This window comes from Pseudomonas mohnii (assembly GCF_900105115.1).
Taxonomy (GTDB): Bacteria; Pseudomonadota; Gammaproteobacteria; order Pseudomonadales; family Pseudomonadaceae; genus Aquipseudomonas; species Aquipseudomonas mohnii.
On record NZ_FNRV01000001.1, the window covers coordinates 3,191,459 to 3,205,379 of the forward strand.

The following is a 13,921-nucleotide window of genomic DNA, read 5'->3' on the forward strand; positions in this document are numbered from 1 at the left end:
TCTGTATCAGGAACTTTACCCTCAGCTGACGCGCGCTTTACGCACACCTTCGGCCAGCGCCGAACAAAGGCTCAGCACGCCATCCACCGCCTGCTCCGGCGTCGTGGCATTGGCGATGTGATCGATCAACGCCGACCCCACCACCACACCGTCAGCCAGACGCGCGATATTCGCTGCCTGTTCCGGGGTGCGGATGCCGAAACCGATGCTGATCGGCAGATCGGTATGACGACGCAGACGCGCGACCGCTGCTTCGACGTGCTCCAGAGTCGCCGCGCCGGCACCGGTCACACCGGCCACCGACACGTAATACACAAAGCCGGAGCTGCCATTGAGCACGGTTGGCAGACGCACATCGTCAGTGGTCGGCGTGGTCAGACGGATGAAGTCAATGCCCGCGGCCTGCGCCGGGTCGCACAATTCGCCGTTATGCTCGGGCGGAATGTCGACCACGATCAGACCATCGACGCCGGCCTCTTTCGCTTCCGCAATGAAACGCGGCACGCCGTACTTGTGGATAGGGTTGAAGTAGCCCATCAACACCAGCGGCGTTTCGTTATTGTCCTTGCGGAACTCACGAACCATTTCCAGGGTTTTCGCCAGGTTTTGCTTGGCAGCCAACGCACGGATGTTGGCCAGCTGGATCGCCGGGCCGTCGGCCATCGGATCGGTGAAGGGCATGCCCAATTCGATCACATCGGCGCCAGCCGCCGGCAGGCCCTTGAGGATCGCCAGGGAGGTGTCGTAGCTCGGGTCGCCTGCGGTCACGAAGGTCACCAGGGCGGCGCGGTTCTGTTCCTTGAGTTCGGCAAAGCGCGTTTGCAGGCGGCTCATCAGTGTTTCTCCTGCTTCGATTGTTCCATGTGGTGCATAACGGTTTGCATGTCTTTGTCGCCACGGCCCGACAGGTTGACCACCATCAGGTGATCTTTCGGCAGGCTCGGCGCGCGCTTGAACACTTCAGCCAGGGCATGGGCGCTTTCCAGGGCAGGAATAATCCCTTCCAGGCGGCAGCATTGGTGGAACGCCGCGAGGGCTTCGTCGTCGGTCACCGAGGTGTACTGAACGCGACCGATGTCATGCAACCAGGCGTGTTCCGGGCCAATACCCGGGTAGTCCAGGCCAGCGGAGATCGAGTGAGCGTCGATGATCTGGCCATCGTCGTCCTGCAGCAGGAAGGTGCGGTTGCCGTGCAGCACGCCCGGTACGCCGCCGTTCAGGCTGGCCGCATGCTTGCCGGTTTCGATGCCATAACCGGCCGCTTCGACACCGATGATCTCGATGCTCTTGTCGTCGAGGAACGGATGGAACAGGCCCATGGCGTTGGAACCACCGCCGATGCACGCCACCAGACTGTCCGGCAGACGGCCTTCATGGGCCTGCATCTGCTCACGGGTTTCCTTGCCGATCACGGACTGGAAGTCGCGAACCATCGCGGGATAAGGATGCGGACCGGCCACGGTGCCGATCAGGTAGAAGGTATTGTCGACGTTGGTCACCCAGTCACGCAGGGCTTCGTTCATGGCGTCTTTCAATGTACCGGTGCCGGATACCACCGGGATGACTTCGGCGCCCAACAGCTTCATGCGGAACACGTTGGCTTGCTGACGTTCGATGTCAGTGGTGCCCATGTAGATCACGCAATCCAGACCAAAACGCGCAGCCACGGTGGCGGTCGCCACGCCGTGCATGCCGGCGCCGGTTTCGGCGATGATGCGTTTTTTACCCATGCGTCGAGCCAACAGGATCTGGCCGATGCAGTTGTTGATCTTGTGAGCGCCAGTGTGGTTCAGCTCTTCACGTTTGAGATAGATCTTCGCGCCGCCGCAGAAATCTGTCAGACGCTCAGCGTAATAGAGCGGACTTGGACGTCCGACATAGTCACGCTGGAAGTAGGCCAATTCTTCTTTGAATGCAGGATCTTCCTTGGCAACTTCGTACTCGCGGGCCAGATCGAGGATCAACGGCATCAGGGTTTCGGCGACGTAACGGCCGCCAAACGTACCGAACAGGCCGTTGGCGTCAGGGCCGTTGCGCAGATTTGTCTGAGTCATTTGGCGCTCCAGTTGAATGCGTGAAGTGACGTGTAAAGAGAGAGTGAATTCACTCTACCCCTGACGCCCCGGACTGAAAACCGATAAGATCGCCACAACCTGTCAGGAAAACTCACAGATCATGAGCCACGACCTCCCACCGCTCAACGCCCTGCGCGCCTTTGAAGCCACTGCTCGCTTGAACAGCGTGAGTCAGGCGGCCGAACAGCTGCACGTCACACACGGCGCGGTCAGCCGACAACTGAAGCTGCTCGAAGAACACCTTGGCGTGAGCCTGTTCATCAAGGACGGACGTGGCCTGAAACTCACAGATGCCGGAATACGTTTACGCGACGCCAGTACTGAGGCCTTTGAGCGCCTGCGTACGGTGTGCGCCGAACTCACGCAGAGCACTGCCGATGCACCGTTCGTCCTTGGCTGCTCGGGAAGCCTGCTGGCGCGCTGGTTCATTCCGCGACTGGGGCGGTTGAATGCTGATCTGCCGGACCTGCGCCTGCATTTGTCTGCCGGGGAAGGCGATCTTGATCCCCGTCGCCCGGGCCTGGATGCCTTACTGGTATTTGCCGAACCGCCATGGCCGGCGGACATGCAGGTGTTCGAACTGGCCAGCGAGCGGATAGGGCCGGTCTTGAGCCCGCGATTCGTCGGCTATGAACGGCTGAAAGATGCACCGGCCACAGCGTTGCTGCAGGAATCCGTGCTGCACACCACCTCGCGCCCACAAGCCTGGCCCAGCTGGGCAGAGCAAAGCGGCCTCGACGTGAAGGCGTTGAAATACGGGCAGGGATTCGAGCATTTGTATTACTTGCTGGAAGCAGCCGTGGCCGGATTGGGCGTGGCGATTGCCCCGCAGCCATTGGTCGCCGAGGACTTGAAGGCTGGTCGCTTGGTCGCACCCTGGGGTTTCAGCGAAACCCCGGCACAACTGGCATTGTGGCTGCCCAAGCGCGCTGCGGACGGGCGCGCCCGGCAACTGGCGCAATGGCTCAAAAACGAGCTGCGCCAGACAAATTAGTCACCGCGTTTGCACAACAGATAGGCCGCCAACAGACCCAGCGCCCCCACGGCGACACCAGCTGTAGTCCAAGGGTGTTCCTGGGCGTAGTCCCGGGTAGCGATCCCCGTTTCCCGGGTTTTGACCTTGACCTCTTCATAGGCATCGGCCAGTAGATGGCGCGAATGCCTCAATGCGTTCTCGGCGTTGCCTTTGAGCACCTTGAGGGTTTTACGCGACTCGTCCGAGGCATCGTCCTTCAGGTTTTCCAGGGATTTGAGCAGACTCTCGATTTCCGCTTCCATGCTTTGCAATGAGGCTTTACGTAACGAGCTGTTGGCCATGGTGGCTCTCCTGCATTGTTGATGAGTGGCGTGTGTTGGTTGGGACTCCAGAGGCTCGAGAAAGTGCAGTAAATGTGAACCTCTCTGTCAAACCGAGCGACAAAAGTAAGACAGAAAATCACTGCTAGGCTGTATTTCACACCCTAAGGAGAACGCCATGACTGACCATCACACCTATAAAAAAGTCGAACTGGTAGGCTCGTCCACCAGCAGTATCGAAGATGCGATCAACAACGCATTGACCGAGGCCAGTAAAAGTCTCAAGTACATGGAATGGTTTGAAGTGACGGAAACCCGTGGGCACATCAAGGACGGCAAGGCTGCGCATTTCCAGGTGACACTCAAAGTCGGGTTCCGGATCGCCAGTAGCTGAGTTTTTATCCTGGCTTCTGAACTCGTGCGCTGGCCGAGTGCCACATGAAGTAGCAAAACGCTACATCACTGCGTCCGGCGGCTGGCTGGACGCTCCTTTGATCCGACCTGGGAATGCGACCAATGAAGAAGTTTATTTTGGCGGTAGGTTTATTGAGCCTTGCAGGCAGCGCATTGGCAGCCAGCAAATCGTGTGAAGAGCTCAAAGCCGAAATCGCCGCAAAACTCGATGCCAAGGGCATTTCCGGATACTCGCTGGAGATCGTCGATAAAGGCGCTGCTGCCGGCGGGAAAATCGTCGGTAAATGTGAAGGCGGCGCCAAGGTCATTGTCTACAAGAAATAGGCGATTACCCATTAAAAAGCCGACGCCATGGCGTCGGCTTTATTGTAGCCGCGGCTTGAACCTCAGCCCTTCATAACCTGCGCCAGCAGTTCATATGAATGGATCCGATCGGAATGTTCATACAGGTCGCAGGTAAAAATCAGCTCATCGGCTTGAGTCTGCTCGATCAGCACCTCCAGCCTGGCGCGGATCTTCTGCGGGCTGCCGATCATCGCCAGGCCCAGGAAATCACTGACGGCTTCTTTCTCATGGGGCAGCCACAGACCGTCCATGGTTTTCACCGGTGGGCGCTGTACCAGGCTCTGGCCACGCATCAGGGCAAGAATGCGCTGGAACACCGAAGTAGCCAGATAATCGGCCTGCTCATCCGTATCGGCCGCCACCAGTGGCACACCGAGCATCACGTAGGGTTTGTCCAGCACCGCTGAAGGTTTGAAATGGTTGCGATAGACGCGAATCGCCTCATGCATGTAACGCGGTGCGAAATGTGAGGCGAACGCATAGGGCAAACCACGCTCACCGGCCAGTTGCGCACTGAACAGGCTGGAGCCCAGCAGCCAGACCGGCACCTGGGTGCCGGTGCCCGGCATTGCGATGACTCGCTGATCCGGAGTGCGCGGCCCGAGGTAACGCATCAGCTCGGCGACGTCTTCGGGGAAGTCATCGGCGCTGCCGGAGCGTTCACGGCGCAACGCGCGAGCAGTCATCTGATCGGAACCGGGAGCACGCCCCAGGCCCAGGTCGATCCGGCCGGGATACAGGCTTTCAAGGGTGCCGAACTGCTCGGCGATCACCAGCGGTGCATGGTTGGGCAACATCACTCCGCCCGAACCGACGCGAATGGTCGAAGTACCGCCGGCCAGATAACCGAGCAATACCGAGGTGGCAGAACTGGCGATGCCATCCATGTTGTGGTGTTCAGCGACCCAGAAGCGGTTATAGCCGAACTTTTCGACGTGCTGCGCCAAGTCCAGCGAGTTGCGCAACGACTGGGCTGCACTGCCGTTCTCACGTACAGGCACCAGATCGAGGGTCGAAAACTTGATATCGGACAGTCGTTTCATAAACCTGCTTCTCCAATTGAGGGCGCAGGTTTTTTCTTGCGAACGAAAACCTGCCGAATCCAACAGCGTGTTTAATGAATTGAGGGCATATACCCGAGTTTCAATAGCACAGCGAAAATTACTGCCGAATAGGCGGCGTGATCAGATCAGGTGAACTTTGCACCACGGTCTATCCTCAGAACCCTAGCGAGGCAAATCACGTAGGCGCGACGCTCCGCGCCGGCTCTTGAGGAGACAAGCATGGCTATCATCAAAAAAGCATCGGCTCATTGGGAAGGTGACCTGAAAACCGGCATCGGTTCGATATCCACGGAAACCGGCGTTCTCAGGGAAGCGCCCTACGGCTTCAAGGCACGTTTCGAAGGCGGCAAGGGCACCAACCCCGAGGAACTGATTGGCGCGGCCCACGCCGGTTGTTTCTCCATGGCGTTTTCCATGATTCTCGGTGACGCCGGTCTCAAAGCCGACAGCATCGATACCAGCGCCGAAGTGACCCTGGACCAAGTGGACGGCGGCTTTGCGATCACGGCGGTGAAACTGATCCTCAAGGCGAAAATCCCCGGAGCTAGCCAGGCTCAGTTCGAGGAGTTGAGCAACAAGGCCAAAGAAGGTTGCCCGGTGTCCAAACTGTTGAATGCCAAGATCAGTCTGGATGCGACTCTGGTCAGCTAGCGCATTAAACATCGCCGCTTCGGCAGCTCAAAGAACCTGCCGAAGCGGCGATCTTTTTTTGCGTGGCCAGAGATTTGCCAAATAAAACTGTGGTCGAATAAATGACAGCAGCCGAATCGCATGATCATCCGCGCTGCCTCAAGGGAGCTTCAACCATGAAACGTTTTACCTTGGCGGTTATCTGTTGCGCACTGGCCACTTCGGTCATGGCGGCACCGAAACCCTGTGAAGAACTCAAGGCCGAAATCGAAGCCAAGATCCAGGCCCGAGGGGTTACGTCCTACACACTGGAGATCGTCAAAAACGAAGAAGTGCACGATCAGAATATGGTCGTTGGCTCGTGCGAATACGGCACCAAGAAAATCATCTACCAGAAGAACGATCGCTGATCGGCCTCACGGTATGCAATTGATCTGCCTGGCTTCGGCGACAATTTCACGCTTGGCGTTGAACAACCGTGCCTCGGGAGTAAACGCCATGGACCGGGCTTCCAGCAGATAACGTTGACCGGCCTCGAAATGATCGTACTTGATGATCATGTAGCACAGCCGTTCCGTACCTCCGTCGAACAAGTCAGAGCTCCCGCCGGGCACCTCGAAATCAAAGCGCACAGTCAGCTCGTGACTACCGGGCGTCACCTGGAAAAAACGCCCGTCGCGTGATCGCACGTTGTCCAGCCGTTCGGCCATCAGCAATTTGTCATTGGGGAATGGCGTAGAGAAATCGACCCACGCCATCTGCGGGTTGACCGCCGGCATAGGGCTCGAACAACCGGCGACCACACTTGCAGCGAGTAACAGCATCAACCTGCGCATGATGAATGTCCCGAATATCAGGTATTCAGCATAGCGCCGATCAGGTGCGCTGGCAGCCCGCCGGTGTGCCCTTGCCGATCACTTTTCGCTGTTGATCGTAAAGCCTGGCCCACGGCCTGAAACCAATATTCCCCGCTTGCAGCTGATAACGCTCACCCGCATTGAAGTCATCGAATTTCACGTTTATCTGGCAATCACGCCACAGTGTCTCCGCGTTGGGGCCGATATTGCTGGGTTGAACCGGGAACTGGTAGCGAACCTTCAGCTCATGACTGCCGGGTTGCACCTCGAAATAGCGTTTATCGTTGGCCGCCTGTTTATCCACTGCCAACGCTTGCAACGCCGTATCTTCCTGCTGCGAATCCAGATCGATCCACGCCTGTGACGGATCCTGGCGTGGTATTCCGAATCCAGCACATCCGGCCAGCATCAGCAGGCCTCCCGTCAGCATCAACTTGCGCATAGCGGAGCTCCAGTCAAGCGGGATAGTCTTGCGAGCAGACTTTCCAGGGATTTTTTATTTTGATCAGGCCGCGTCCAAGCCTTGGGTTACTTGATCGCGTTTTGCGCGTTTTGTTTCCGGGCATGTTGTTTTTGTTGCTCAACGGTTGTGCCAGCGTCAGCTACTACAGCCAGCTGGCCAGCGGTCAACTGCAGTTGCTGCGGGCACGGGAGCCGGTTTCCAGTGTGATTGCCGATCCCGATCGCGATCAAAAACTGCGCGCGCACCTGATCCAATCACAGAAAGCCCGCACATTTGCCAGCCAGCAGCTGCATCTGCCGGATAACCAGAGCTACCGTTTGTATGCCGACATCGGTCGGCCCTATGTGGTCTGGAATGTATTCGTCACGCCGGAATTTTCCCTGAAGCCTCAGAACCATTGCTTCCCCATTGCCGGTTGCGTGGCCTACCGCGGTTACTACAGCCAGAGTGCTGCCCGGGGCGAGGCGGCGCTGCAACGTCTGCAAGGCATGGACGTGTCGATCGGCGGTGTCGAGGCCTACTCGACCCTGGGCTGGTTCAACGATCCGATCATGAATTCGATGATGGGCTGGGGCGATGAGCGCCTGGCCACGCTGATCTTTCACGAACTGGCGCATCAACGTGTGTATGTGAAAGACGACACAGAGTTCAACGAGTCATTCGCCACCTTCGTCGAACAGGAAGGCACCCGCCAATGGCGCGCATTCCGTAGCCTTCCACCGGACGATAATAAACAGGCACGACATCGGGACCAGTTCATTCAATTGGTTCTGAACACCCGGACACAACTGGAAGCGCTCTACGCCCTGCCGCTGCCGCCCGAGCAAATGCGCCAGCGTAAAGTCGCAGCGTTCGAGCAGTTACGCGCCGAATACCGTCAGTTGCGCGATGACCAATGGGCTGGAGACAAACGTTATGACGCCTGGATCAACGCACCGTTGAACAACGCACGGTTGCTGCCGTTTGGCCTGTACGACCAGTGGGTGCCGGCGTTTGCGGCGCTGTTCAAGCAACAGGGAGGCGATTGGGTGAGGTTTTATGCGCAGGTCGAGAAGCTTGGGGCTTTGCCGGTTGAGCAGCGCAAGGCGGTGCTCAAGGCAATGGCGGAACCCAAGAGTACCGATGGCTGAACAGGCCTCTTCGCAGGCAGGCCCGCGAAGGCCGTTTGCCTAACGCCGCAAAAACGCCTGATGCATGTCATCCAGGGTTTCAAAATGATAGGTCGGCGCCTCGGCGCTCAGTTCTTCCCGACTGCCAAAGCCATAACCGACAGCCGCCGCATCCATCCCATTGCTCCGCGCACCGATCAAATCGTGCTTGCGGTCGCCGATCATCAGGGTATTGGCCGGGTCCAGGCCTTCTTCGGCGATCAAGTGAGCGATCAACTCGACTTTGTTGGTACGGGTGCCATCCAGTTCGCTGCCGTAAATCACCTTGAAGTGCCTGGCGAAATCGAAATGCCGGGCGATTTCCCGGGCGAACACCCAGGGTTTGGACGTCGCAATGTAAAGCTGTCGCCCTTGTCCGCCGAGGGTTTCCAGTAGCGGGGTGACACCGTCGAAGACCCGATTCTCGTAGAGCCCGGTCACTTTGAAGCGCTCCCGGTAAAAATTGACCGCTTCCCAGGCCTTGGCCTCGTCGAAGTCGTAGAACTGCATGAACGCTTGTAACAACGGCGGGCCGATGAAGTGTTCGAGTTTGCTCAGGTCGGGCTCATCGATGCCCAGTTTGCCCAGGGCAAACTGAATTGAACGGGTGATGCCCTCACGGGGGTCGGTCAAGGTGCCATCGAGGTCGAACAAAACGGTCTGGTAATGCATGAAAATTCCTGGGCAATCGTGGGAGGCTGTCCGTTATCCGGGGCTCAGCGCTGGTCGTAGCCTTCGGCCAGATGCAGATCCTTGAGCTTCACGTAGTTCGCCGCGCTGTAGGTGAAAAAGGCTTGCTCCTTGTCAGTCAGCGGCCGGACTTGCTTCACCGGGCTGCCCACATAAAGGAAACCGCTTTCCAGGCGTTTGCCCGGTGGCACCAGGCTGCCGGCGCCGATGATCACATCGTCGGCGACCACCGCACCGTCCATGACAATACTGCCCATGCCGATCAACACCCGGCTGCCCACGGTGCAGCCGTGCAGCATGACCTTGTGGGCGATAGTCACGTCATCACCGATCAGCAATGGGAAGCCCTCGGGGTTGAACGGCCCGGCATGGGTGATGTGCAGTACGCAGCCGTCCTGCACGCTGGTGCGCGCACCGATGCGGATGCGGTGCATGTCGCCACGGATCACCGTCAATGGCCAGACGGAGCTGTCTTCACCGATTTCGACGTCGCCAATCACCACCGCCGAACGGTCGACAAAAGCGCCTTTGCCAAGCAGCGGCGTGTGGTTCTGATACTTGCGAAGGGACACGATAGGTTCTCTCTCTGTCGCTGATAGCTGCGGTGAGTGTCGATTGTAATTAAGATGGCTGCATGTTTCTCCAGCCAAGGTATCAACCGTGAGCGTGAACAACCCTCTCTTGCAGCCCTACGACCTGCCGCCGTTCTCCACGATCCGTGCCGAACACGTGCAACCGGCCATTGAACAGATCCTGGCTGACAACCGTGCCGCCATTATCGAGATCCTCAAAACCCAGGGCAAACAGCCGACCTGGGCTGGGCTGGTACTGGCGATGGACGAGCTCAACGACCGCCTCGGCGCTGCCTGGAGCCCGGTCAGCCACCTCAATGCCGTGTGCAACAGCGCCGAACTGCGCGAGGCCTACGAGTCCTGCCTGCTGGCCCTGAGCGCCTACGCCACCGAATTGGGTCAGAATCGCGAACTGTTCCAGGCCTTCGAAGCCCTGGCGAACAGCCCGGAAGCCGCCGGTTTCGACGTGGCGCAGAAAACCATTCTGGAACACTCCCTGCGCGATTTCCGCCTGTCGGGTATCGACCTGCCGGAAGCCGAGCAAAAGCGTTATGCCGAAGTGCAGAGCAAGCTGTCCGAACTGGGCAGCCGCTTCTCCAACCAGTTGCTCGACGCCACTCAGGCCTGGACCAAGCACATCACCGATGAAGCCGCCCTCGCCGGCCTGACCGATTCGGCCAAGGCGCAAATGGCTGCCGCTGCCCAGGCCAAAGACCTGGACGGCTGGCTGATCACCCTGGAGTTCCCAAGCTACTACGCGGTAATGACCTACGCCCAAGACCGGAAATTGCGCGAAGAAGTCTACGCCGCGTACTGCACCCGTGCGTCGGACCAAGGCCCGAATGCCGGTCAGAACGATAACGGCCCGGTGATGGAACAAATCCTCGATCTGCGTCAGGAACTGGCAAAACTGCTGGGCTTCACCAGTTACTCCGAGTTGAGCCTGGCCACCAAAATGGCCGAATCCAGCGGTCAGGTCCTGAGCTTCCTGCGTGATCTGGCCAAGCGCAGCAAACCTTTTGCCGTCCAGGACCTGGAGCAGCTCAAGGCTTACGCGGCGGAACAAGGCTGCCCGGACCTGCAAAGCTGGGACAGCGGTTTCTACGGCGAAAAACTCCGCGAACAGCGCTACAGCGTGGCCCAGGAAGCCCTGCGTGCCTACTTCCCGATCGATAAAGTGCTGAGCGGGCTGTTCGCTATCGTGCAACGCCTGTACGGCATCGAAATCGCCGAACTCAAAGGCTTCGACACCTGGCACCCGGACGTGCGCCTGTTCGAGATCAAGGAAAACGGTCAGCACGTCGGCCGCTTCTTCTTCGACCTCTATGCCCGAGCCAACAAGCGCGGCGGCGCCTGGATGGATGGTGCGCGCGACCGTCGTCGTACCGCTGGCGGCGTTCTGCAAAGCCCGGTGGCCAATCTGGTGTGCAACTTCACCCCGGCCGACAGCGGCAAACCTGCCCTGCTGACCCACGATGAAGTGACCACCCTGTTCCACGAATTCGGTCATGGCCTGCATCACCTGCTGACCCGGGTCGAGCACGCTGGCGTGTCCGGCATCAATGGCGTGGCGTGGGATGCGGTCGAGTTGCCAAGTCAGTTCATGGAAAACTGGTGCTGGGAACCTGAAGGCCTGGCGCTGATTTCCGGCCACTATGAAACCGGTGAGCCACTGCCTCAGGACCTGTTGGGCAAAATGCTCGCGGCGAAAAACTTCCAGTCCGGCCTGATGATGGTGCGTCAACTGGAGTTCTCGCTGTTCGACTTCGAACTGCACGCCACCCATGGCGACGGTCGTGGCGTGCTGCAAGTGCTCGAAGGCGTGCGCGACGAGGTGTCAGTCATGCGTCCACCCGCCTACAACCGCTTTCCCAACAGCTTTGCGCACATCTTTGCCGGGGGTTATGCAGCGGGGTACTACAGCTACAAATGGGCTGAAGTGCTCTCGGCCGACGCCTTCTCGAAATTTGAAGAAGATGGCGTGCTCAACGCCGACACCGGTCGCGCGTTCCGCGAGGCCATTCTGGCGCGTGGCGGCTCCCAGGAGCCGATGGTGTTGTTCATCGATTTCCGTGGTCGTGAGCCATCGATTGACGCACTCTTGCGTCACAGCGGCCTGAGTGAGGACGCAGCAGCATGAGTGAGGGTCCAGTGGTAACAAAACGACGCTTTATCGCCGGTGCAGTTTGCCCGGCTTGCAGCGAGCCGGACAAATTGATGATGTGGAGCGAGGATGGCGTGCCGCACCGCGAATGCGTGGCCTGCGGTTACTCCGACACGCTGAACGAACAGGGCTTGTCAGTACCCAAGGAGCTGGGTACCCGGGTCAACACCCCCGCCTTGAAAGCACCGGATGCCAAGGTTCAGGCAGTGCAGTTCTTCCCGAACCCGAAGCTGAAGAAAAAGTCAGACGAGCAACACTGAGTGACATGAACCGCCTTCCACTGCGCAATGCAGTGGAGGGCATGTTTACTCGACATGTGCCGATTTGAACCAACTTTTCATCGAACACGCCGCGAACGGGCTAGTGCTGCAATCGCCGTTGGCCAGCGCGGTGCGAAGTTTGTCGACATCGGCCTGCATCATGTAACGAATACCGTCCTTGAAGTGGGTGCTGTCGCCAAAGCCACCATGAGTCATTTCGTTCAGTGCGTCTTCCTTGCTCCAGCCCTGCACCACAACCCGATACATGGCCGCGATCAAACCGGTTCGGTCAGATCCATGCTTGCAGTGCATCAAAACCGGGCCTTTGGCTTCGGCGGTTTGAATGGTGCGCAGGGCCTTGATGATGTCTGCGTCATCCACATGGTTTGTGCGATAGGGCAGTTGTACCTGGGCGATACCGGGTGTCGACAACCAGCTTGAATCCGCTTCAGGGAGAAAACTGATCACGGTGCCGATCTTGAGTTTTTCCAGAAGCGAAACAGCGCCACTGTCGGGCAGTGCGCTGCGATAGAGCGTCGGGCTCATCTGAAAGAGGTTGTACTGCACCTCGACGGGTTGCGCCCACTCTGGCGGACGAGGCAACGCCGTATCGTCTGCGAAAACTGGTACATGGTTGAAAAGTGCAACAAGCGATAGGCACATCGCCGGAAAAATGCGCGGTAGGGGCATGCTCGGTTGACCGTTCAGGGAGAGACTGGATGTTGATGTCCTATGTTCAGCCCTGAGCGGTCAAAGGCCCGTGAGGCAGGTGTCAATGAAACGTGAAATATGCGCGGATCAGCTGAATTTACAGTCTCATTTTGATGAACGCTTTTATCAGGTTTTCCAGGCCGGGGGTCTCTTTGACAGCTGGGTCGGAATGGGGATTGATCCTTCTTACTGAGAAACTTTCACCCTTATCAAAAGAAGTGGCGTTCAGAACATAATTGAATTCCGGCTGCTCAACATCTTCCAGGTCCAACACACTAACTTTCACCAGAAGCCTTTTACCCTCGACAGGAGTGACTTCAAGAAAAACTCCGCTATCCGAGCTGATTGCTGTCTGATCACGAAACTCCAGCGCGAGCCGAGTGATCACATTTATATCTTTCTCATCAATGCTGCCATCCGCAACAACATTTATGTCGGACCAAGGATCAAACTGCAGAGAGTATTCTTCAGTATCGTTCGGATTAAAATTCAAAACCGTGACTGTTTCTTCAGCAAGATCTGCGTAACCAGCACCAGATGGCTTCCTCAGAATTTTTAGAACTATTTTATTACTTTCCGGTGTTTCTATTCGCTGTAAGAACACACCCGTGCTTGCGGGATTCCACATGATGGACTTCCTTATCTGCAGCTGCGCACAGCTCGTGTGCGCAGCATGCCACTCCACCTTCGGCAACTGAACGTGCCGACAGTGACTGGCAATCATGAATCAGGGACGAACGATATTTGCATAGGCTTTGGCGAGTGCCAGCAATCTGGCCCTGTCGTCATTATCGATATCGCCATCACCATCTACATCTTTGGCGTTGCCAATACTGAAAGATTGGCCACCGTCAGTAGAGGATGCAATGAAAATGGTGGAATCAAGCAACTTTTCAGTGATCGCTCCTTCTTCATCCTCTGCAGACTCTTTCAGAGCGAACTGCATGGAAACCAGCACTTCATCCGGATCGACTACGGTCGGGCCAAGTTTTTGAAGAAAAATACCACGACGATTGAAATACGACATTATTAAATCCTTTTAAGCGATATCCATAATTAGGGTTTGCTGCAAAAAAATAATACCGATACTTATTACCTGCAAACCAGACTACATATGTATCTATTAATTACCACACTCTGATTTATATAATTAAAACAGAAAAATGCCGAACGGCACTGGTCGACCACGGCGCAGCGATATACTGTATGTACATACAGCTAACAGGATACCC

19 protein-coding genes are annotated in these 13,921 nt (G+C 57.4%); 8 read left to right on the top strand and 11 right to left on the bottom strand.

All coding sequences use genetic code 11. The features are described 5' to 3' along the window. Positions 1-21 precede the first annotated feature (21 nt). A complete protein-coding gene (gene trpA, locus BLV61_RS14725) occupies positions 22-834 on the bottom strand; it encodes a tryptophan synthase subunit alpha (RefSeq protein WP_047535924.1) in 813 nt (270 codons plus the stop codon). Next, entirely contained in the window at positions 834-2,054 is a 1,221-nt protein-coding gene (trpB, locus tag BLV61_RS14730) for a tryptophan synthase subunit beta (protein WP_090466060.1), read from the bottom strand. Before trpB ends, trpA begins: the two co-directional genes overlap by 1 nt. A gap of 121 nt (positions 2,055-2,175) precedes the next feature. On the opposite strand from trpB, the gene BLV61_RS14735 reads away from it, so the two are divergent. Next, a complete protein-coding gene (locus BLV61_RS14735; protein WP_090466063.1) occupies positions 2,176-3,069 on the top strand; it encodes a LysR family transcriptional regulator in 894 nt (297 codons plus the stop codon). Here the strand turns inward: BLV61_RS14735 and BLV61_RS14740 are convergent. Then, complete coding sequence (locus BLV61_RS14740; protein WP_047535917.1) at positions 3,066-3,392, bottom strand: ElaB/YgaM/YqjD family protein; 327 nt, start codon at positions 3,390-3,392, stop codon at positions 3,066-3,068. The genes BLV61_RS14735 and BLV61_RS14740 overlap by 4 nt on opposite strands. A gap of 157 nt (positions 3,393-3,549) precedes the next feature. Here BLV61_RS14740 and BLV61_RS14745 point away from each other — a divergent pair, with 157 nt between their 5' ends. Both BLV61_RS14745 and BLV61_RS14750 read left to right on the top strand, forming a co-directional pair. After that, on the top strand, positions 3,550-3,765 hold the full coding sequence (locus BLV61_RS14745) for a dodecin (protein ID WP_047535914.1): 216 nt from the start codon (positions 3,550-3,552) through the stop codon (positions 3,763-3,765). A gap of 122 nt (positions 3,766-3,887) precedes the next feature. Beyond that, positions 3,888-4,109, top strand: coding sequence for a DUF1161 domain-containing protein (locus BLV61_RS14750; protein ID WP_047535910.1), 222 nt, complete (start codon positions 3,888-3,890; stop codon positions 4,107-4,109). Positions 4,110-4,171: 62 nt separating this feature from the next. On the opposite strand, the gene BLV61_RS14755 is transcribed toward BLV61_RS14750, so the two are convergent. After that, positions 4,172-5,173 carry an LLM class flavin-dependent oxidoreductase gene (locus tag BLV61_RS14755; protein ID WP_047535907.1) on the bottom strand — a complete coding sequence of 334 codons (1,002 nt, stop codon included), beginning with the start codon at positions 5,171-5,173 and terminating at the stop codon, positions 4,172-4,174. Between the two features lie 240 nt (positions 5,174-5,413). Between BLV61_RS14755 and BLV61_RS14760 the strand changes: the two genes are divergently transcribed. After that, positions 5,414-5,845, top strand: a complete 432-nt coding sequence (locus BLV61_RS14760; protein WP_047535904.1) for an OsmC family protein — start codon at positions 5,414-5,416, stop codon at positions 5,843-5,845. 155 nt (positions 5,846-6,000) lie between these two features. Beyond that, entirely contained in the window at positions 6,001-6,234 is a 234-nt protein-coding gene (locus tag BLV61_RS14765) for a DUF1161 domain-containing protein (protein ID WP_047535900.1), read from the top strand. A 6-nt stretch (positions 6,235-6,240) separates the two neighbouring features. On the opposite strand, the gene BLV61_RS14770 is transcribed toward BLV61_RS14765, so the two are convergent. Together BLV61_RS14770 and BLV61_RS14775 are read right to left on the bottom strand one after the other, a co-directional pair. Then, a complete protein-coding gene (locus BLV61_RS14770) occupies positions 6,241-6,660 on the bottom strand; it encodes a PA0061/PA0062 family lipoprotein (protein WP_090466066.1) in 420 nt (139 codons plus the stop codon). 40 nt (positions 6,661-6,700) lie between these two features. Further along, on the bottom strand, positions 6,701-7,123 hold the full coding sequence (locus tag BLV61_RS14775; protein ID WP_047535895.1) for a PA0061/PA0062 family lipoprotein: 423 nt from the start codon (positions 7,121-7,123) through the stop codon (positions 6,701-6,703). Between the two features lie 59 nt (positions 7,124-7,182). On the opposite strand from BLV61_RS14775, the gene BLV61_RS14780 reads away from it, so the two are divergent. Further along, entirely contained in the window at positions 7,183-8,274 is a 1,092-nt protein-coding gene (locus BLV61_RS14780) for an aminopeptidase (protein ID WP_047535892.1), read from the top strand. 39 nt (positions 8,275-8,313) lie between these two features. Here the strand turns inward: BLV61_RS14780 and BLV61_RS14785 are convergent, their stop codons facing one another. Then, a complete protein-coding gene (locus tag BLV61_RS14785) occupies positions 8,314-8,964 on the bottom strand; it encodes an HAD family hydrolase (RefSeq protein WP_047535889.1) in 651 nt (216 codons plus the stop codon). A gap of 44 nt (positions 8,965-9,008) precedes the next feature. Beyond that, positions 9,009-9,554 (bottom strand): gamma carbonic anhydrase family protein, encoded by a 546-nt coding sequence (locus tag BLV61_RS14790; protein ID WP_047535886.1) that lies wholly within the window; start codon positions 9,552-9,554, stop codon positions 9,009-9,011. 88 nt (positions 9,555-9,642) lie between these two features. Here BLV61_RS14790 and prlC point away from each other — a divergent pair, with 88 nt between their 5' ends. Then, positions 9,643-11,694, top strand: coding sequence for an oligopeptidase A (gene prlC, locus BLV61_RS14795; protein ID WP_090466069.1), 2,052 nt, complete (start codon positions 9,643-9,645; stop codon positions 11,692-11,694). Then, the gene (locus BLV61_RS14800) at positions 11,691-11,978 is read left to right on the top strand and encodes a YheV family putative zinc ribbon protein (RefSeq protein WP_047535880.1); all 288 of its coding nucleotides are present in this window, start codon (positions 11,691-11,693) and stop codon (positions 11,976-11,978) included. The genes prlC and BLV61_RS14800 overlap by 4 nt, the downstream gene beginning before the upstream one ends. Positions 11,979-12,023: 45 nt before the next feature. Here the strand turns inward: BLV61_RS14800 and BLV61_RS14805 are convergent, their stop codons facing one another. The 3 genes from BLV61_RS14805 to BLV61_RS14815 all read right to left on the bottom strand — a co-directional run bounded on the left by BLV61_RS14805 (position 12,024) and on the right by BLV61_RS14815 (position 13,716). Next, entirely contained in the window at positions 12,024-12,668 is a 645-nt protein-coding gene (locus tag BLV61_RS14805; RefSeq protein WP_047535876.1) for a phosphatase domain-containing protein, read from the bottom strand. Between the two features lie 118 nt (positions 12,669-12,786). After that, positions 12,787-13,317: a hypothetical protein gene (locus BLV61_RS14810; protein WP_090466072.1), complete on the bottom strand. Its 531-nt coding sequence runs from the start codon at positions 13,315-13,317 to the stop codon at positions 12,787-12,789. 99 nt (positions 13,318-13,416) lie between these two features. After that, on the bottom strand, positions 13,417-13,716 hold the full coding sequence (locus BLV61_RS14815; RefSeq protein ID WP_090466075.1) for a hypothetical protein: 300 nt from the start codon (positions 13,714-13,716) through the stop codon (positions 13,417-13,419). Positions 13,717-13,921: the final 205 nt, after the last annotated feature.